The following is a 19,054-nucleotide window of genomic DNA, read 5'->3' on the forward strand; positions in this document are numbered from 1 at the left end:
GTCCCCTACCTGCTCAGTGCTGGTATCCGTAGACGCCGCGCGCCTGGTCGCGGACGAGGCGACCCTTCTCGAGCTCTATGACGCGCTTGCGCATCTGGTCGACGATGTTCTGGTCGTGGGTCGCCATGACGACGGTGGTCCCTGTCCTGTTGATGCGGTCGAGCAGCTTCATGATGCCGACCGAGGTCTGCGGGTCGAGGTTGCCGGTGGGCTCGTCGGCGATCAGCAGCATCGGGCGGTTCACGAAGGCGCGGGCGATGGCGACGCGCTGCTGCTCACCACCGGAGAGCTCGCCGGGCATCCGGTCCTCCTTGCCGCCGAGCCCGACCAGGTCGAGCACCTGCGGCACGGCCTTGCGGATCTCGCCGCGCGGCTTGCCGATGACCTCCTGGGCGAAGGCCACGTTCTCGGCGACGGTCTTGTTGGGCAGCAGGCGGAAGTCCTGGAAGACGGTGCCGAGTTGACGCCGCATGTGCGGCACCTTCCAGTTGGACAGGCGGGCGAGGTCCTTGCCGAGGACGTGCACCTGGCCTTGACTGGCGCGCTCCTCACGAAGGAGCAGCCGCAGGAAAGTCGACTTTCCGGAGCCGGAGGAACCGACGAGGAAGACGAACTCCCCCTTCTCGATCTCCAGGGAGACATCCCGGAGCGCGGGGCGGTTCTGCTTCGGATAGGACTTGGAGACGTTGTCGAATCGGATCACGGATGCACCACGGTCGGCCGGGAGTAGGTGTGCGTGACCTTACGCGAACGGGGAAGGCCCGCGCAGTCGCGGTCCTGGCTTGCGACGTTTATCCTTTTCGCCCCCGCGCACGGGGGCGGGACGATCCGATGGGGCGCGCCGAAACGCCGGGGAGCTGGCACAGTGGTAGGGGGAACGCCCGGATCCCTCCGGACGTTGTCCAGGTGTAGCCCCCAGTGCGGGAGGAGGAGAGCGCATGACCTATGACCGACTGGTGTGCGCCAACTGCGCGGCCCCGGTCGCCGAGGGCCGCTGCCCCGTCTGCCGCGCGAACCGGGAGCGCCTGACCCCACAGGGTCCGTCGCCCGCGATGCTGCTGACGCTGGCGGTCGCCCTGCTGGCCATGATCGCGTTGCTCGCGGTGGTCCGCACGGCCTAGGGGGCACCAGACGCCGCAAGCCTGGCATGATCGGCAAGACACCCCCTGGAGCCGCCCTTTCGGATCGCCCCGGCGTCTCCGGGTGTCACGCGGACGCCACACGAGCCGGACGTACGAGGAAGGGCCGGGGAGATCACTCTCCCCGGCCCTTCCCCTTATTCACGCACGTACGCGCTCACGCGCTCACGCGGGTCCGTCAGACGGCCGCGCGACCGCCACCGGCGACGAGACGCGGCAGCATGCGGAAGCCGATGCCACCGGCGATCATCGTCGCGGCACCGATGACCAGGAACGAGGTCTCGGCCGCACCGGTCTCGGCGAGCTCCTCCTTCGCCTGACCCTGCTGCACGGGCTGCGAGCCGGCGTTGTTGGTGTCGGTGTTGCTGTTGCCGCCGTCCACGCACTCGGCGCCGTCGAGGTCGACGGTGCAGGTGCCCGGGTCGCCGGAGTCGTTGCCGCCCTCGTCCGGGGTCACGGGGGAGTCGGTGGAACCGGGGTTGCCGTTTCCGTTCCCGTTGCCATTCCCGTTCCCGTTGCCGGGGTTGGTGGTCTCGCCACCGCCCGGGGTGGTGGTCTCGCCACCGCCGGGCGGCGTGGTCTCCACCGGCGGGGTCGTCTCGACCGGCGGGGTCGTCTCGACCGGAGGCGTGGTCTCCACCGGCGGGGTCGTCTCGACCGGCGGGGTCGTCTCCACCGGCGGCGTGGTCTCGACCGGCGGGGTCGTCTCCACCGGCGGAGTCGTCTCGACCGGCGGGGTCGTCTCCACCGGCGGGGTCGTCACCGGCGGAGGCGTGATCTCACATCCGGGGCTCCCCGGAATGCACGTGGGATCCGCGGTCGGCTCGCCGAAGGCGCCCACGGCCTGCGCCGCACCCGCCGCGGTGAGCGACGCGCCGGCGGCGATCACCGCACCGGCGGCGATGCGCGCGATACGGACTCGCATCTGCTTGGTCATCTGGCTGCTACCCCCAGTAGCTCATCTCGTCATGGGGCAGCGCTCGGGGCAGCGACAGAAGCGGCTCACTGCGGACCGGCCCCCGTTCACACACGCCCCGGAAATGCGCATGCCAGTACGCCACCCTTCCGAGTTTCCGATGCAGCGTCAAGGTCGTTGCGCGTGCGATGCCCGAAAGATCACGGAGTGCCCCACATGCGGGGATGCAACTGTGACGTAAACCCAGAACTCCGGGCCCCCCGGCACCAGTTCCCTTGTCGACAAAGCGCCCCGCACACCGTGTTTCCGCTTGCGTCAGCGAATCCGCCGGACGACGACGGGCCCCGCACCGGAAGGTGCGGGGCCCGAACGCTCGCTGTGCGGAGGCTACTTGTCCTGCTGCTTGCGCCAGCGGATGCCGGCCTCCAGGAAACCGTCGATCTCACCGTCGAGAACGGCCTGCGGGTTGCCGACCTCGAACTCCGTACGGAGGTCCTTGACCATCTGGTACGGGTGCAGGACGTACGAGCGCATCTGGTTGCCCCAGGAGCTGCCGCTGTCCTTCAGGGCGTCCATCCTGGCCCGCTCCTCCTGGCGCTGACGCTCAAGGAGCTTGGCCTGGAGGACGTTCATGGCGCTCGCCTTGTTCTGGATCTGGGAGCGCTCGTTCTGGCAGGAGACGACGATGCCGGTCGGCAGGTGCGTGATGCGCACGGCCGAGTCGGTCGTGTTGACGCCCTGGCCGCCGGGGCCCGACGCGCGGTAGACGTCGATGCGCAGCTCGCCCTCGTCGATCTCGACGTGGTCGGAGGACTCGACGACCGGCAGGATCTCGACACCGGCGAAGGAGGTCTGGCGGCGGCCCTGGTTGTCGAAGGGCGAGATGCGGACCAGGCGGTGGGTGCCCTGCTCGACGGAGAGCGTGCCGTAGGCGTACGGCGCCTTCACCACGAAGGTGGTCGACTTGATGCCGGCCTCCTCCGCGTACGAGGTCTCGTAGATCTCGGTGGAGTAGCCGTGGCGCTCCGCCCAGCGCAGGTACATGCGCTGGAGCCGCTCGGCGAAGTCGGAGGCGTCGACGCCGCCCGCCTCCGCGCGGATGTTGACCAGCGCCTCGCGCTCGTCGTACTCGCCGGAGAGGAGGGTGCGGACCTCCATCTCGTCGAGGGCCTTGCGGACGGAGACGAGCTCCGTCTCGGCCTCGGCGAGGGTGTCCGGGTCGTCCATCTCCTCGGCGAGCTCGAAGAGCACCGCGAGGTCGTCGATGCGGCCGCGCAGGGTCTCGGTCTTGCGGACCTCGGCCTGGAGGTGCGAAAGCTTGCTCGTGATCTTCTGCGCCGCCTCCGGGTCGTCCCACAGGGACGGGGCCGCGGCCTGCTCTTCGAGCACGGCGATGTCGGCCCTCAGCTTCTCGAGGTCCAGGACGGCCTCGATCGACCCCATGGTCGAGGAGAGGGACTTCAGCTCTTCGGATACATCGACGACTGCCACGCGTCCAGCGTAACGGCTCCGGGCAAGGAGCCGAACCTTTGGCCACGACGGCCCTCCGGCCGTTACGGCAGCGAGGACTGCTTCGAGTCCTGCGGCGGGGCGTCCGCGTCACCCGAGGCCGCGAGGTAGCCGCCGGCGCCGAGCGCCCCCGCGACGACGACCGCCGCGACGGTGAGGGTGATCCGGCGCTTGCGGACCGCGCCCGCCTTGTGGCGGGCCGAGCCGGGGCGGCGTGCGCCCGCGGGTCTCGGGGCTCTCGCGGTGCCGAGCGGGCCGCCGGAGAGCTCGTCGGGGGCCGGGACCCGCATGGAGGTGTGGGTGTCGCGGTTGGAGTCGGGCGAGGCACCCGGGACGAGCGGGACGGCGGCCCGGCGCGGTGCCGGCTCCCCCGTGCCCGTACCGGTGGCGTACGCCTCCGGCTCCGGGTCCGCAGCCGAGCCCTGGTCCGAGTCCAGCTCGTCCACGTCGAGCGGCGGGATGCCCTTGAGCAGCGGCAGGACGTCCTTGAGGCGGGCGGCCAGCTCGGAGGCGCGGAGTCGGGAGGCCGGGGCCTTCGCCAGGCACTGCACGAGCAGCTGCCACAGCTCCTCGGGGATGCCGGGGAGGGGGACGACGGTCTCGGTGACGTGGCGGCGCAGGACGGCGCCGGGGTGGCCGCCGCCGAACGGCGTGAAGCCGGCGAGCAGCTCGTACAGGACCGTCGCGAGGGCGTAGATGTCGACGGCGGCGCGCGGCGGGAGGCCCTCGACGATCTCGGGGGCGAGGTAGTCGGGGGTGCCGATGATCCGGGTGGCCTTGGTACGGCCGGGGGTGTCGATCAGCTTGGCGACACCGAAGTCGGTGAGCAGGGCCGGGTGGGCGCCACCGGGGCCGAGCGGGCCCTCCATGTCGAGCAGGATGTTCTCGGGCTTGACGTCCCGGTGGACGACTCCGGCGGCGTGCGCGGCGGCCAGGGCGTCGGCGACGTCGGCGATGATCGCGACGGCGGCCTCGGGGGCGAGCCGCCGCTCCCGGTCCAGGCGGGTGCGCAGGTCGGTGCCGCGGACGAGGTCCATGACGAGGGCCAGGTCGTTGCCGTCGACGACGAGGTCGCGGACCTTGACGACCCGGGGGTGGTCGAGGCCGAGCAGGGCGGTGCGCTCCTGGACGAAGCGGCCGACGAGTTCCTGGTCGGAGGCCAGGTCCTCGCGCAGCAGTTTGACGGCGACGGGACCCTCGGGCCCCTCGCCGAGCCACACCGTTCCGGCACTGCCCCGTCCCAGGATCTGGTGGGTGGTGTAGCGGCTGCCGATGTTCCGTGCCAAGACTGCTCCCTCAGCGGCTGCGGTTCGCGTGCAAAGTTACGCGTCCGCAGCCGCCGGACGTCACTTCCGAGCGGAAATCACCCCTCGGAAGTCGATAAATCGGCAGTATTACTCGGTATTACTGCCCTGTACCGCCGGTAGTACCACCGGTGTCGGTGGCCTCGCCGATCGTGGAGATCCAGTCGGTCACCGTCGAGATGCCGTCGCCGATGGCCTCCCAGTAGCTCTTGCCCTCGGCGATCCAGTCCTGGAGCGGGGTCAGCTCCCAGACGAGCCAGCCCGCGACCACGAACAGGATGATCATGACGAGGCAGCCCTTGAGGCAGCCGAGGCCGGGGATCCGCACCGGGTTGGCGCTGCGCTGACGCGGCGGGCGCGGCGCCGGGGCCTGGGGCGGCGGCTGCGGCGGCTGGTACTGCTGCTGGGGCGGGGCGTACTGCTGCGGGGCGGGCGGCGGCGCGTACTGCTGGGGCTGCTGGTGCTGCGGCGGATACGGCTGGGGGGCCGGGCGCTGCGGGGCCGGGCGCTGCTGCTGGTACGGCTGCGGCGGCTGCTGCTGCCCGTACGCGCCCGGGGCACCCTGCTGTCGGCCCTGCGGGGGCTGCTGGGGCTGCTGGGGCTGCCGCTGCGGGCGGCGGCGCAGCGGGTCCTCGCTGGGGTCCAGGTACTGCACCTGCGTCTGCTCGTTGCGGTCGCGGGCCGCGCGGAGCTGGTTCTGCCAGGGGTGCGGCTCCTCCGACTGTGAGCCCTGTGCGCCCTGCGGCGGCTGCGGCGGTACGGGCGGCATGACGGCCGTCGGGTCGGCGGCGCCCGAGGGGCCGCTGGTCGGCATGACGCTGGTCGCGCCCGCGGGGTCGTACCGCGGCGGCGTCCCGGCGCCGCTGGGCAGCACCTGGGTCGGGTCCGCGGCTCCCGGGGTCTCGGGGACCGGGGCGGGCGCCGGGTCAGGGGCGAGGAGCGCGCCGACGCCGTCCGCCGCCTCGATCTGGGCGGGGGTGGCGTGCACGCCGATGCCGGCGGCGACCGCTCGAAGGCCGCGGGCGAGGTTCACGGCGCTCGGCCGCCGGTCCGGGTCCTTGCTGAGGCAGCGCTCTATGACGGTCCACAGGGGTCCCGGCACGGTCGACGGGCGGCGCGGCTCCTCGCTGAGGTGCCGGTGCAGGACCTCCAGGGCGGTGCCGCCCGCGAACGGCGGGCGTCCGGTGACCAGCTCGTAGAGCAGGATGCCGGCGCCGTAGATGTCGACGGCGGAGGTCTGCGGGCGCCCCTCGGCGGATTCCGGAGCCACGTACGCGGGCGTGCCGACGAACTCGTGGGTGCGGGTCAGGCCGGGCGAGTCCGCGAGGCGCGCGATGCCGAAGTCGGTGAGCATCGGGTGCATCTGGCCGCCCTGCTCGGCGAGCAGCACGTTGGCCGGCTTCAGGTCGCGGTGGACGACGCCGTCGGCGTGGCTCGCGGCGAGCGCGTCGGCGATCTGGGCGGTCAGGAGGGCGGCGGCGACCGGGGTGAGCGGGCCGCTCTCCCTGATGTACCGGTGCAGATCGGGACCCTCGACGAGATCCATGACGAGCGCGAGGACATCGCCCTCGACCACCAGGTCGCGGGTCCGCACGATGTTCGGGTGGGTGAGCCTGAGCAGCACGGACCGCTCGCGCAGGAAGCGCATCACGATGTCCGCGTCGTTGGCCAGCTCCTCCTTGAGGACCTTGATCGCCACGGTCTCGCCGGGCTGCCCGGCGACGGCCGCCTCGGCGCCCGCCGTCTCCCGCTGGCGGGCTCGCCAGACGGTGCCCGTGGCGCCGCGGCCGAGCGGCTCCTCGAGCAGGTACTTGCTGCCGATAGGCCGCACGTCACGCGCTCCCTGCTGATCGTGGTCCTGGGGTGGTCCGGGATTCCCGGGGCCCCTGTCCTCTGTTGTGACCCGTCCGGGTGTCCGACCCACTTTAGTGCCGCCGATCGGGGTACAGACCGGTCGTCCACAGGCCGGTTCCGATGCCGGTTCTGTCCGAAAGGAGACGCTTCCGAGGCCGCGACGGTTGCCGCGCATGTTCCGAAGGCATGCTCAACCGGGCACTTTTGCGTCCACAGCCGACCATTCAAGATCACTTCCGGCCGACCCGGGGGCGGGTTGTCGGTGGCAGGTGCGAGGATGCCTCCAGCACGTCGCATCGGTGGGGTCGGGAGCCCCCGCGCCGTGCCGACCTGTACCGGGCGACGCGTCCGTGCGGGTGGGGGGCGACACGGGCGGTTCCCCTGCCGGCATCTCGCGCAGAAGGGACCGCTGACGGCGATGCAGATCCGGCTGACCGTCCTCGCGCCGTACGCCGGCCACGGCGCCGGGCGCACCTGCGACGTGCTCGTCACGGCCCCGCCCGGGACGGCGCTCGCCGCCGTGGCCTCGAATCTCGCCGCCGCCGTCACGGGCCCCGACACCTCGGCCTCCGGCACGACCGTGCTCTACGCGGGCGCGGAGCGGCTCGACACCCGCCGCTGCGTGCTCGGCGAACCCCCGCTCGTCGACGGCGCGGTGCTCTCCCTGCAGGTCCCCGGCCCCGACGACCGCGCCGGCGAGACGGCCGCCGCCCGGCTGCACGTGGTGGCGGGTCCGGACGCCGGAGGGGTGCACCTGCTGCACGGCGGACCGATCAGAATCGGCCGTTCCGTCGACGCCGACGTACCGCTCGACGACCCGGACGTCTCCCGCGCGCACTGCGTGGTGACCGTGGGCGAGGACGGCCGGGTCACGGTCGCCGACCGCGGCTCGACGAACGGCACGACCCTCGACGGCGTACCGGTCGGCGACCGCCCGGTCCGGTTCCGCCCGGGCGCGCTGCTGCGTCTCGGCGAGTCGGCCCTGCGTCTGACCGGCCCCGGCGACGATCTCAGCGGTACGGGCGCGAGGACCCCGGCACCGGACGGCGAGGGCCACCTCCGGGTCACGGTCGGGACGAACGGCCGGGACGGTGACGGCCGGGACGGTCACGACGCTTCGGCCCCCACCGAGCGGACCGACCGGAGCGCGAGGACGGTCCACGCGGGCGTGCCCGGCACGGCTCCCCGGGGCCCCGCGGACGACACCACCCACGGCGGCGCGGGCGGCGTCCTGTTCGACGGCGCGGTCCAGGACACGTACGACGGCCCGTACGGCGCCGGATCCCCGGGCCACGCGCGCGCGGGGGACCACCCCGGCGGGTACGAGGGATCCGACAGCGGTGGCGAGGCCCACAGCAGGACCCGCCCGTCGCGCCAGGCCCCCGGCGACGGCCCGGCCGCCCCGGCACCTCAGGCCGCGTCCGCCCGTGCGGCGGGCAAGCGCGGACTCGGCGCGTGGGCCCGGCGCCTGGCCGGCGGACGCGAGGAGCTGCCGGAACCCGCCGCCGACGCCCGTACGGCCCCGGACACCCACGCCGGCCGCCGGACCGCCGCCGACGCGCGGGACGGCGCCCCCGCGCCCGTACCGGCGGCCGACACCTGGCCCGACCCGGCCACCGTCCTGCTCACCGCCCTCGGCCCCGGACCCCGGCTCTGGGAGCGCGGTCAGGACCACCCCGAAGCCCTGGTGGTGCGGCTCGGCACGACGGACCGCGCCGAACTGTCCGGCGTCCCGGTCACCGTGGACCTGCGGGAGGCCGGTTCCCTCGGCCTCGCGGGCCCCGCCGACCGGCTCGCCGGTCTCGCCCGGTCGGTGGTCGCGCAGCTCGCCGCGCTGCACTCCCCCGCCGATCTGGAGATCGTGCTGATCAGCGCCGACCGGAACCGCTCGCTCGACGAGCGGCGGCGCGCCTGGGGCTGGCTCGGCTGGCTCCCGCACGTCCGGCCCGCCCACGGCCAGGACTGCCGGCTGCTCCTGGCGTACGACCGCGAGCAGGCCCACGCCCGTACGGCGGAGCTGACCCGGCGGCTCGACGACGGTCCGCTCGGTCCCGGCTGGCCCAGCGCCGACCGCGCGTCCGTCGCCGAGGCCGCGGCCCACCACGAAGGGACGACGACGGTCGTGGTCGTGGACGGCGACCCCGGTTCGGCGGCGCTGCGCGAGACGGTGGCACGCCTGGCCGGGGCCGGGGCGGCGGCCGGCATCCATCTCCTGTGCCTCGCCGAGGCGCCCTCGGCCTCCCCGGTCTCCCCGGTGGCCGCCACGTACGAGACGGCGTGTGCCGCGTCCTTCGCGTTCCGCGAGTGCGGGGCCGCCGTGCTCCTCAGCGGCGACGTGGCGACGGCGCTGCGGCTGCTGCGGACCTCCGGCGGACGGGTCGCGGGCCACGGCACCGTCGGCGTGGTCGACGCGGTCTCCGTCGCCTGGGCCGAGCGGTTCGGCCGCGCGCTGGCACCGCTGCGTACGGACACGGCGGCGCAGCCGCACGGCCGGGCCGCGGCGCTGCCCCCGGCGGTACGGCTCCTCGACGAGCTCGGGCTCGCCCGGGCCACCCCCGCCTCGCTGATGGCCCGCTGGGCCTCCGCCGGTGACGGCACGGCCGTCCTGGGCGCCGGTCCGCGCGGCCCGCTGGCCGTGGACCTGACCCGGGAGGGCCCGCACCTGCTCATCGAGGGCCCGGCGGGAAGCGGACGGACGGAGCTGCTCCGCTCGATCGCCGCCTCGCTCGCGGCCGGCGGGCGCCCGGACCGGCTCGGGCTGCTCCTGGTGGACGGGGCGGGCGGCGAGCGCGGCGAGGGACTCGCGGTCTGTACGGAACTGCCGCACGTCACCGAGCACCTGGTCGCCTCGGACCCGGTGCGGATGCGGGAGTTCGCGCAGGCCCTCGGCGCGGAGCTGAAGCGCCGGGCCGAGTTGCTCGGCGACGGTCACTTCGCCGACCGCCGGGGCCCCCGCACGGCGCCCTCCGCCGCCGACCGGATGATCGGCCAGCGCGCGCCGAGCGCGGCGGAGTCCGTGCCGCAGGGCGCTCGCGCGACCGTCCGGATCCAGGAAGCGGGCGATCTCGACGGCCGCACGAGCGGCCGGACCCTGCGCACGGGCGACGGCACGATCGGGGCCCTCCCGAGCACCCGGAGCGGGCGCACGGGCGACCCGTACCCGCCGCCGGAGGACCTGGGCGGCCGCCCAAGTGGCCGGATCACGTACTCCGGAGAGCTCGACGGCCGCCCGAGCGGCCGCACTCCGTACCCGGACGCCGCCGACAGCCTCGGCAGCCGGCCCAGCGGCAGGACCCCGTACCCGGGAGACCTCGACGGCAGGCCGAGCGGCCGGACCCCGTACCCCGGCGCCGACGACCTGGGCGGACGCCCGAGCAGCAGGACGGCGTACCCCGGGGACCTCGACCACCGGCCGAGCGGCCGGACCCCGGGGGCGGACGACCTCGGCGGACGCCCGAGCGGCAGGACGGCGTACCCCGGGGACCTCGACGGCAGGGCGAGCAACCGGACCGCGTACCCCGGGGACGATCCCGGCGGGCGGCCCAGCAGCCGGACGCTCCGTACGGGAGACGGCGACCTCGGCGAGCACGCCGGCGGGCGCGTGCCCCGCGCGGGAGCGGACGACCTCGGCGGGCGCGCCAGCGGGCGGACCAGGTACCCGGGGGACGACGTCGGCGGACGCCCGAGCGGACGGGTCCTCCGTACGGGTGACGGCGACCTCGCCCACCACCCCGGCGGACGCGTGCCCCGGTCCGTGGACGGTTCGCCCGACGAGCGGGCCGGCGCGCGGACGCGTCCGGGCGGTGACGCCTTCCTGGGCGACACGCCCAGCGGGCGGCTGCCCCGGCGGGACGGCGGCCCTCTGGACGACCGCCCCAGCAGCCGCACCCTGCGCACGGGCGACGGAGACCTCACGGACAGCCCGAGCGGCCGTGTCCCCCGCTCCACGGCCGACGAGGCGGCCGGCCGCACCGGCCGCCCGCCGGGCGCCGACACCGCCGGCCGGATCCCCCGGCCCGCCGTCGGCGACCGGGCCGTCGTGGGCGAGCCGGTCGCCGTCCGGGCCGGCAACCCCGCCCACCTCCCCCGGCTCGTCGTCCTCGTCGACGACTTCGACGCCCTCGTCGCGCCCGCGCTCGGCGCCTCCGGCCGGCCCGCCGCCGGGTCCGTCGTACGGGCCCTGGAGGCCGTCGCGCGCAACGGCGAGCGGCTCGGGGTGCACCTCGTCGCGACCTCCGCGCGCCCGGACCGGACCGCCGACACGGAGCTGGCCCACGGGGCCCGGCTGCGGATCGTGCTCGACACGCCCCCGGTGACCGCCGGGCCCGACGTACCGGCGGCCGGGCGCGGGCGGCTCGGCCATCCGGACGGCCGGGTCACCCCGTTCCAGGCGGGCCGCGTCACCGGCCGGATCCCCCGGACGGCGACGCTCCGCCCGACGGTCGTCCCGCTGGAGTGGGAGCGGATGGGCGACCCGCCCACCCGCCGCCCGGTCCGCGAGCTGGGCAACGGACCGACGGACCTGGCCCTCCTGGCGAGCGCGCTCGACCGGGCGGCTCGCTCGGTCGAGGCGACCCCCGTACCCCCGCTCACCCCCGCGACACACGGCTGACGGCACGTCACGAGGCCCTAACGATCGCCTTCTTGACCCGGAAGGCGGTATTGCGGGGCCCCCGTCACCCGGCGTAGACCTGTCGGCACGGGACAGCGAAGCGCACGGGAGAGACGGGGCAGCGATGCGTACAACTCTTCGTCCACGCAGGGCCGCGGTGACCATGACGGCGTTCGCCGCACTCGCCGCACTCGCCCTCGCGGCATGCGGCGGCGGTGGAGACGAGAAGGAGCAGGGGAATCCCGCGCCGAGTGGCGGCGCGCTTCCCCTCAAGGGCGAGAAGATCGAGGTCGCCGCTGTCTGGACGGGCCCCGAGCAGGAGAACTTCACCAAGGTCCTGAAGGAGTTCGAGAAGCGCACCGGCGCGACCGTCACCTTCGTGCCGGCCCAGGACCCGATCGTGAACTTCCTCGGTACGAAGATCGCGGGCGGTTCGCCGCCGGACGTGGCGATGCTGCCGCAGGTGGGCGCGATCCGGCAGGCCGCCGGCCAGAAGTGGCTGAAGCCGGTCGGCCCGGAGGCCGAGGCCCAGCTGGCGGCGAACTACTCGCGCGGCTGGCAGGAGCTCGGCGCGGTCGACGGCACCCAGTACGGGGTCTACTTCAAGGCCGCCAACAAGTCCCTGGTCTGGTACAACTCCGCCGTCTTCGAGAACGCGGGCGCCACCGAGCCGAAGACCTGGAAGGAGTTCCTGGCCACGGCCGAGACGATCTCGGCCTCCGGCGTCACCCCCGTCTCGGTGGGCGGCGCGGACGGCTGGACCCTCACCGACTGGTTCGAGAACATCTACCTCTCGCAGGCAGGCCCGGCCAAGTACGACCAGCTCGCGAAGCACACGATCAAGTGGACCGACCCTTCGGTCACCGCTGCCCTGACGACGCTCGGCGAACTGTTCGGCAAGCCGGCGCTGCTCGCCGGCGGCACGAGCGGGGCGCTGCAGACGGAGTACCCGGTCTCGGTCACGCAGACCTTCACCGGCGGCGACCAGCCGAAGGGGGCGATGGTCTTCGAGGGCGACTTCGCCGCCGTCAACATCGCGCAGACCGAGGCGAAGATCGGCACGGACGCGAAGGTCTTCGCCTTCCCCAGCGTCGGCTCGGGCAGCAGCCCCGTGGTGACGGCGGGCGACGCCGCCGTTGCCCTCAAGGACACCAAGGGCGCGAAGGCACTGCTCGCCTTCCTCGCCTCCCCGGACGCGGCGAAGATCTGGGCGGCCGAGGGCGGCTTCCTCTCCCCCAACAAGAACCTGGACCCGGCGGCGTACCCGAACGACGTGCAGCGCGAGATCGCGAAGGCGCTCATCGGCGCCGGTGACGACTTCCGCTTCGACATGTCGGACCAGATGCCGCAGTCGTTCGGCGGGACGCCGGGCAAGGGCGAGTGGAAGGCGCTCCAGGACTTCCTGAAGAACCCGAAGGACATCGCGGGCACGCAGGCGCGTCTCGAGGCGGACGCGGAGAAGGCGTACCGGGCCGCGGCGAAGGGCTGAGGTCCCGGCATGCCGACCACCGCCCCCACCCGCAAGAGCAGTAGCAGTAGCAGTAGCGGAAGCAGCCGGAACAGGAACAGGAACAACGGCAGAAGCAGGGCGGTGGCCGCGGGCTTCCTGCTCCCCGCCCTGCTCCTGCTCGGCGCGCTCGTGGTCTACCCGATCGGGTACTCCGTCCAGCGCTCGCTCTTCGACCGCTCCGGCGACTCCTTCGTCGGCCTGGACAACTACCTCTCCCTCGTCACCGACGACTCCCTGCGCACCGCCGTCCGCAACAACCTGATCTGGCTGGTTCTCGCTCCCGCCGTGGCGACCGCCCTCGGTCTGGTCTTCGCGGTGCTCACCGAACGGGTGCGCTGGGGTACGGCGTTCAAGCTGGTCGTCTTCATGCCGATGGCGATCTCGATGCTCGCCGCCGGGATCATCTTCCGGCTCGTCTACGAGCAGGACCCGGACCGCGGGGTCGCCAACGCCGTCTGGGTGGGGGTGCACGACACCTTCGCCGAGTCCTCCGGCTTCCCACGGGCCCGGCCGCTGCCCGTGCATCCGCTGAAGGCGGCCGGCGGCGGCGCGTTCGTCACGGAGGAGCCGGTGCGCGCCGGGGAGCCCGTACGGCTTCCGCTGATCGGGGTGGCACCGGCGCAGATGCCGGAGGAGGCCCGCCCGGCCCGGGAGGCCGCTCCCGAGGCGGGCACGGTCGTCGGTACGGCCTGGCTGGACTTCACCCGGGGAGGCGGCGGGCGGCCGAACGCCGTCGACCCGGCCGAACTGGGTCTGGCGGGGCTGCGGATCGAGGCCGTACGGGACGGGGAGGTCGTCGCCAGGGCCACGGCCGCCGCCGACGGCACGTTCACGCTGCCCGCCGACCGGGTGGACGGAGCCGTACTGCGGCTTCCGGCGAGCAACTTCCGGGAGCAGTACAACGGCGTGGAGTGGCTGGGCCCGTCTTTCGTCACCCCTGCGGTCATCGGCGCGTACGTGTGGATGTGGGCCGGGTTCGCGATGGTCCTCATCGGCGCCGGTCTCGCCGCCGTACCGCGCGAGCTGCTCGAAGCGGCGCGGGTCGATGGGGCCAACGAGTGGCAGGTGTTCCGCCGGATCACGGTGCCGCTGCTCGCGCCGGTCCTCGCGGTCGTCCTGGTGACTTTGATGATCAACGTACTCAAGGTCTTCGACCTGGTCTTCGTCATCGCGCCTGGCTCGGCCCAGGACGACGCGAACGTGCTCGCGCTCCAGCTGTACCGCTCGTCCTTCGGTACGGACGCCGATCTCGGGATCGGCTCGGCCATCGCCGTCCTGCTGCTGCTCCTGGTGGTGCCGGTGATGGTCTTCAACATCCGCCGCCTGCGCCGGGAGGCCCGCCGATGAGCCGTTCCGCCGACGTCGCCGACGTCGCCGACGTCAGGACCCGGACCGCCGTGGCGCGGATCGCCGCCCGTGCCGCCGGGGGCGCGGTACGCGTGTTCCTCGTGCTCACCGGCCTGTTCTGGCTGCTGCCGACGGTGGGGCTGCTGCTCTCCTCGCTGCGCTCGCCCTCGGACATCGCGTCGGGCGGCTGGTGGCAGGTGTTCACGGCCCCGGCCCGGCTGACCACCGAGAACTACACGCATCTCCTCGCGAACGACACGATCACCGGCTCCCTCGCCTCCACCGTCATGATCACCGTCCCGTCCACCCTGCTCGTGCTCGCCATCGGCTCGTTCGCCGGGTACGCGTTCGCGTGGCTGGAGTTCCCGGGCCGGGACTGGTGGTTCCTCGGCGTGGTCGCCCTGCTCGTGGTCCCGGTGCAGGTGGCCCTGGTGCCGGTGTCGAAGCTCTTCGGCGCGGTGGGGCTCTTCGAGACGACCCTCGGGGTGGTGCTCTTCCACACGGCCTTCGGTCTGCCGTTCGCGATCTTCCTGCTGCGAAACTTCTTCGCGGAGATCCCGCGCGAGCTGCTCGAAGCGGCGCGGCTGGACGGGGCGGGCGAGGTGCGCCTCTTCACCCGGGTGGTGCTGCCGCTCGGCGGTCCCGCGATCGCCTCGCTCGGCATCTTCCAGTTCCTGTGGGTGTGGAACGACATGCTGATCGCGCTGATCTTCGCGGACTCGCAGTCGCCGCCGATCACGGTGGCGCTCCAGCAGCAGGTACGGCAGTTCGGCAACAACGTGGACGTGCTCGCGCCGGGCGCCTTCGTGTCGATGGTGATTCCGCTGGTGGTGTTCTTCGCGTTCCAGCGACAGTTCGCCTCGGGGGTGATGGCGGGCGCGGTGAAGTAGCGGTACTCGGCGGACGCGGAGCACCCCCACGCGGACGCCCGCCCCTCGGGCCCTGCCGTCCGCGGCTCGGGCCCGGGGCGCCGCCGGCACCGGCTCAGTCCGGGGCGCAGGCGGCTCAGTTCCCGGGCGCCCGCGGCTCACGCCGTGAGCGCCGCCACCGCCGACCGCGCGAGATCGTCCACGTACTCCGGGGGAAGTTCCGTACGGACGACGGCGAGCCGCCAGTACAGCGGTCCGACGATCAGGTCGAGGGCGCGGCCCGGGTCGGTGCCCTCGGGGAGTTCGCCGCGCGCGACGGCCTCGCGGACGATGCGGGTGACGACGCCCTGCTGGCCGTCGAGCAGCGCGGCGGTGACCGCCGCCGCGATCTCCGGGTGCCGGGCGGCCTCGACGAGCAGGTCGGGGATGACCTGGGAGGCGACCGGGTGGCGCAGGGCGCCCGAGGCCACTTCGAGGAGGGCGCGCACGTCCCCGTGAAGGGAGCCGGTGGCGGGGGTCGGCATGCCCTGGGTGGCGAAGGCGCCGACGAGGTCGAGGACGAGGGAGAGCTTGGACTTCCAGCGCCGGTAGACGGCTGTCTTGCCGACTCCCGCGCGGCGCGCGATGCCCTCGATGGACATCCGGGCGAAGCCGACGGCGGCCAGCTCCTCGAAGACGGCGGCGCGGATGGCCTCGGTGACGTCCTCGCGGAGCACGGCGGCGCCGGCGGGGGCGCGGCGGGGGGTCGGATCGGTCATGAACGGCATCCTAGCCAACGGCGACGCCCCGATGGCGTCACGACGATACGGTTGCGTTCCGACGTCCGGAGTCCTACTGTCCCCGTAGCGACGATACGGACCCGTTCCATCGCTTCGCCGAGGATGCCCGCACCCTTCGTCGGAAGACCCACCCGTGACGCCCCAGACCCTCGCCCCACCGGAAGCCCTCCCTTCCCCGGCCCCCCCACAGGACCTCCGCGCCCTCGCCCTGCGCCACGGCCTCACCGTGAGCGGCGCCCGCCCCTCCCTCCCGGCGTACGCCCGGCAGCTCTGGTCCCGCCGCGCCTTCATCACCGCCTTCGCGAGCGCCCGCCTGACCGCGCAGTACAGTCAGGCCCGCCTCGGTCAGGTCTGGCAGCTGATGACCCCGCTGCTCAACGCGGCCGTCTACTACGCGATCTTCGGCGTCCTGATGAACGCCAAGCACGGCGTTCCCGACTACGTCCCCTTCCTCATCACCGGCATCTTCGTGTGGACCTTCACCTCCCAGACGCTCACCGCCGGCACCCGGGCGATCAGCGGCAACCTGGGCCTGGTCCGCGCCCTCCACTTCCCCCGCGCGAGCCTGCCGATCTCGCTCGCGCTGCAGCAGCTCCAGCAGTTCCTGCTGTCCCTCGCCCCGCTCGTCGTGATCCTGTTCGGCTTCGGCGAGTTCCCCGCCCCGAGCTGGCTCCTCGTGATTCCCGCGCTGTTCCTCCAGTCCCTGTTCAACACGGGCGCGGCGCTCGTCCTGGCCCGGCTCGCCGCCCGCCTCCCGGACGTCTCGCAGCTGATGCCGTTCGTGCTGCGCACCTGGATGTACGCCTCCGGTGCCATGTGGTCGATCCAGAACCTGGCGAGCGACGGACGCTTCCCCGCGGGCGTGGTGCTGGCCCTGCAGTGCAACCCGGCGGCCGTCTACATCGACCTCATGCGCTTCGCGCTGATCGGGAGCTACACCTCGGCCCAGCTACCGCCGCACGTCTGGGCACTCGCCGCCGGCTGGGCCCTGCTGGCCTTCGGGGGCGGTTTCATCTGGTTCTGGAAGGCGGAGGAGTCGTACGGACGTGGCTGACACCGAACGCGTACCCACCGTCGTGGCCGACGGCGTCCACATCACGTACACGGTCCGGAACGGCCCCTCCGACACCCGGCGCGTGCACGCCGTGAAGGGCGTCAGCTTCGTCGCGTACCGGGGCGAGGCGATTGGCCTGATCGGCTCGAACGGATCTGGGAAATCCACCCTCCTGAAGGCCGTCGCGGGCCTCCAGCCCGTCGAGCGCGGCCAGGTCTACACCCAGGGGCAGCCCTCGCTCCTCGGCGTCAACGCGGCCCTGATGGGTGATCTGACGGGCGAGCGGAACGTGATCCTGGGCGGCCTCGCGATGGGCATGAGCCGCGCCGAGGTCCGGGAGCGCTACGACGACATCGTGGAGTTCTCCGGCATCAACGAGAAGGACGACGCGGTCTCCCGTCCCATGCGTACGTACTCCTCCGGGATGGGGGCCCGGCTGCGGTTCGCCATCGCCGCCGCGAAGAGCCACGACGTCCTGCTCATCGACGAGGCCCTGGCCACCGGCGACGCGCGCTTCCGCCGCCGCAGCCAACGGCGTATCGACGAACTGCGGGCGGAGGCGGGGACGGTGTTCCTGGTCAGCCACTCGAACTCCACCATCACGGAGACCTGCGAGCGGGCACTGTGGCTGGAGGCCGGCACGCTCCGGATGGACGGCCCGGCGCGCGAGGTGGTGGCGGCGTACGAGGAGTTCACCGGAGCCGGGAAAACACGGCAGACCGAGAAAACACGGCAGACATGAGAAACCGGGCAAACAAGGCATAGCGGTCTACAGTGCGGTGGGATGACGAACGATCACCCCCAGTCGCCCCCGCCACCGCAACCGCCACCGCGCACCGGGACCGAGCCCCCCGCGCTGACCGGCTCCCCCTTCGAGTCGGACACCTTCACCTCCGCCACCTTCGTCGCGGTCGGCGGCGGCCCCCACCTCGCCCTCGCCTCCGTCTGGCTGCTCACCCGCGTCGGCATGGTCCTGCTGCTCCTCCGCGACACCCTCGGCATCGGCGGGGTCGGCCGCGAGGTGGACCTCTACCACCACTGGTACGGGCAGTTCGCGCAGGGCACCTTCCCGCCCGGCGACGCCACCTGGCAGTACCCGCCCGGCGCGGGGCTCGTGATCATGTCGCCGGGCATCCTCCCCTGGCTGACCTACTTCCAGGCGTTCGTCGCCCTCGCCCTCCTCGCCGACGCGGTCATCGCCTGCGCCCTCGCCCGCGCGGACAGCGCCCGGCTCACCCACGGCGCCTGGTTCTGGGTCTGCGGCCTGCCCCTCCTCCTCCACCTGCCGCTCGCCCGGTACGACGTCCAGACCACCGCCCTCGCCGTCCTCGCCCTGCTCGCCCTCGGCGGCCGCTCCACCGCCGCCCACCGGCTCGGCGGCGCGCTCGCCGGGATCGGCGCCATGGTCAAGGTCTGGCCGGTGCTCGCCCTGATCGGCACCCCCCGGGGCCGTACCACCAAAGAGGCCTGGACCGCCGCCGCCGTCGCCGCCCTCGCCCTCCTCGCCACCCTCGCGCTCTTCTTCTCCGGGCCCCTCGGCTTCCTGCGCCAGCAGGGCGACCGGGGCATCCAGATCGAGTCCCTCGGCGGCACGGCCCTCGCGCTCGCCCAGGCCACCGGCGCCTGGCCGGGCAGGGTCGAGTTCCGCTACGGGGCCTTCGAGTTCGTCGGCCCGTACGTCTCCAGCATCGGCCACCTCGCCCTGCTGCTCACCGTCATCACCTTCGGCTGGCTGCTCCTGTGGCGCCTCCGGGCCCGCCGCTGGACCCCCGCCACCCCGCTCGACGCGGCCCTCACCGCCGTCCTGCTGTTCACCGCCACCAGCCGGGTGATCAGCCCCCAGTACATGATCTGGCTGCTCGGACTCGCCGCCGTCTGTCTGACCTGCCGCGACACCGTGATGCGCCCGGTGGCGCTGCTCCTGCTGCCGGCCGCAGCGCTGAGCTCGCTCGCGTACCCCGTCCTGTACGACCAGGTCATCGCGGGCACCACCCAGGGGATCGCCGTGATGGTGCTCCGCAACGCCCTGCTGCTCGCGGCGGCCCTCCTCGCCGCCCGCCGCCTCTGGACCTCGACGGTCATGACCACCACCGCGGAATGACGTAAGGCCGGAACGACGGAGAAGCCCGGCGCGACGCAGGGGCCAGGAACGACGGAAGGG

At 73.5% G+C, this 19,054-nt stretch carries 14 protein-coding genes; 8 read left to right on the top strand and 6 right to left on the bottom strand.

Going from position 1 to position 19,054, the window contains the following annotated elements; all coding sequences use genetic code 11:
• Window positions 1–13: 13 nt before the first annotated feature.
• Window positions 14–703, bottom strand: coding sequence for a cell division ATP-binding protein FtsE (ftsE, locus tag ACIA8N_RS05620; RefSeq protein WP_030223113.1), 690 nt, complete (start codon window positions 701–703; stop codon window positions 14–16).
• Between the two features lie 235 nt (window positions 704–938).
• Between ftsE and ACIA8N_RS05625 the strand changes: the two genes are divergently transcribed.
• Window positions 939–1,121, top strand: coding sequence for a hypothetical protein (locus tag ACIA8N_RS05625; RefSeq protein ID WP_365777718.1), 183 nt, complete (start codon window positions 939–941; stop codon window positions 1,119–1,121).
• 196 nt (window positions 1,122–1,317) lie between these two features.
• Here ACIA8N_RS05625 and ACIA8N_RS05630 read toward each other — a convergent pair whose 3' ends face one another.
• From ACIA8N_RS05630 to ACIA8N_RS05645, 4 genes are all read right to left on the bottom strand, one after another.
• Entirely contained in the window at window positions 1,318–2,076 is a 759-nt protein-coding gene (locus ACIA8N_RS05630) for an LPXTG cell wall anchor domain-containing protein (RefSeq protein WP_365777716.1), read from the bottom strand.
• 366 nt (window positions 2,077–2,442) lie between these two features.
• Window positions 2,443–3,546 carry a peptide chain release factor 2 gene (gene prfB / locus ACIA8N_RS05635; protein WP_030556082.1) on the bottom strand — a complete coding sequence of 368 codons (1,104 nt, stop codon included), beginning with the start codon at window positions 3,544–3,546 and terminating at the stop codon, window positions 2,443–2,445.
• A gap of 62 nt (window positions 3,547–3,608) precedes the next feature.
• Window positions 3,609–4,850 carry a serine/threonine-protein kinase gene (locus ACIA8N_RS05640; RefSeq protein WP_365777714.1) on the bottom strand — a complete coding sequence of 414 codons (1,242 nt, stop codon included), beginning with the start codon at window positions 4,848–4,850 and terminating at the stop codon, window positions 3,609–3,611.
• Window positions 4,851–4,968: 118 nt separating this feature from the next.
• A complete protein-coding gene (locus ACIA8N_RS05645) occupies window positions 4,969–6,699 on the bottom strand; it encodes a serine/threonine-protein kinase (RefSeq protein WP_365777712.1) in 1,731 nt (576 codons plus the stop codon).
• A 441-nt stretch (window positions 6,700–7,140) separates the two neighbouring features.
• Between ACIA8N_RS05645 and ACIA8N_RS05650 the strand changes: the two genes are divergently transcribed.
• The 4 genes from ACIA8N_RS05650 to ACIA8N_RS05665 all read left to right on the top strand — a co-directional run bounded on the left by ACIA8N_RS05650 (window position 7,141) and on the right by ACIA8N_RS05665 (window position 15,081).
• Entirely contained in the window at window positions 7,141–11,334 is a 4,194-nt protein-coding gene (locus ACIA8N_RS05650) for an FtsK/SpoIIIE domain-containing protein (RefSeq protein ID WP_365777710.1), read from the top strand.
• Window positions 11,335–11,458: 124 nt separating this feature from the next.
• Window positions 11,459–12,823, top strand: a complete 1,365-nt coding sequence (locus ACIA8N_RS05655) for an ABC transporter substrate-binding protein (RefSeq protein ID WP_365777708.1) — start codon at window positions 11,459–11,461, stop codon at window positions 12,821–12,823.
• A gap of 9 nt (window positions 12,824–12,832) precedes the next feature.
• Entirely contained in the window at window positions 12,833–14,191 is a 1,359-nt protein-coding gene (locus tag ACIA8N_RS05660) for a carbohydrate ABC transporter permease (protein ID WP_399415725.1), read from the top strand.
• A complete protein-coding gene (locus ACIA8N_RS05665; protein WP_365777704.1) occupies window positions 14,188–15,081 on the top strand; it encodes a carbohydrate ABC transporter permease in 894 nt (297 codons plus the stop codon). Before ACIA8N_RS05660 ends, ACIA8N_RS05665 begins: the two co-directional genes overlap by 4 nt.
• 137 nt (window positions 15,082–15,218) lie before the next feature.
• On the opposite strand, the gene ACIA8N_RS05670 is transcribed toward ACIA8N_RS05665, so the two are convergent.
• Window positions 15,219–15,827, bottom strand: coding sequence for a TetR/AcrR family transcriptional regulator (locus tag ACIA8N_RS05670; protein ID WP_365777702.1), 609 nt, complete (start codon window positions 15,825–15,827; stop codon window positions 15,219–15,221).
• 145 nt (window positions 15,828–15,972) lie between these two features.
• Between ACIA8N_RS05670 and ACIA8N_RS05675 the strand changes: the two genes are divergently transcribed.
• From ACIA8N_RS05675 to ACIA8N_RS05685, 3 genes are read left to right on the top strand one after another with little or no spacing between them, the layout of a single operon-like run.
• Window positions 15,973–16,893 carry an ABC transporter permease gene (locus ACIA8N_RS05675; protein WP_365777700.1) on the top strand — a complete coding sequence of 307 codons (921 nt, stop codon included), beginning with the start codon at window positions 15,973–15,975 and terminating at the stop codon, window positions 16,891–16,893.
• Window positions 16,894–16,915: 22 nt separating this feature from the next.
• The gene (locus tag ACIA8N_RS05680; RefSeq protein ID WP_399415771.1) at window positions 16,916–17,635 is read left to right on the top strand and encodes an ABC transporter ATP-binding protein; all 720 of its coding nucleotides are present in this window, start codon (window positions 16,916–16,918) and stop codon (window positions 17,633–17,635) included.
• 42 nt (window positions 17,636–17,677) lie between these two features.
• Window positions 17,678–18,994 (top strand): glycosyltransferase 87 family protein, encoded by a 1,317-nt coding sequence (locus tag ACIA8N_RS05685; protein WP_365777696.1) that lies wholly within the window; start codon window positions 17,678–17,680, stop codon window positions 18,992–18,994.
• Window positions 18,995–19,054: the final 60 nt, after the last annotated feature.

Source organism: Streptomyces sp. NPDC051822, from assembly GCF_044452745.1.
Classification (GTDB): Bacteria; Actinomycetota; Actinomycetes; order Streptomycetales; family Streptomycetaceae; genus Streptomyces.

Excerpts from the sequence above, each read along its gene's own strand:
- ACIA8N_RS05625 (WP_365777718.1), top strand. The coding sequence starts at position 939 with ATGACCTATGACCGACTGGTGTGCGCCAACTGCGCGGCCCCGGTCGCC.
- ACIA8N_RS05630 (WP_365777716.1), bottom strand. The coding sequence starts at position 2,076 with ATGACCAAGCAGATGCGAGTCCGTATCGCGCGCATCGCCGCCGGTGCG.
- ACIA8N_RS05650 (WP_365777710.1), top strand. The coding sequence starts at position 7,141 with ATGCAGATCCGGCTGACCGTCCTCGCGCCGTACGCCGGCCACGGCGCC.
- ACIA8N_RS05655 (WP_365777708.1), top strand. The coding sequence starts at position 11,459 with ATGCGTACAACTCTTCGTCCACGCAGGGCCGCGGTGACCATGACGGCG.
- ACIA8N_RS05660 (WP_399415725.1), top strand. The coding sequence starts at position 12,833 with ATGCCGACCACCGCCCCCACCCGCAAGAGCAGTAGCAGTAGCAGTAGC.
- ACIA8N_RS05665 (WP_365777704.1), top strand. The coding sequence starts at position 14,188 with ATGAGCCGTTCCGCCGACGTCGCCGACGTCGCCGACGTCAGGACCCGG.
- ACIA8N_RS05670 (WP_365777702.1), bottom strand. The coding sequence starts at position 15,827 with ATGCCGTTCATGACCGATCCGACCCCCCGCCGCGCCCCCGCCGGCGCC.
- ACIA8N_RS05685 (WP_365777696.1), top strand. The coding sequence starts at position 17,678 with ATGACGAACGATCACCCCCAGTCGCCCCCGCCACCGCAACCGCCACCG.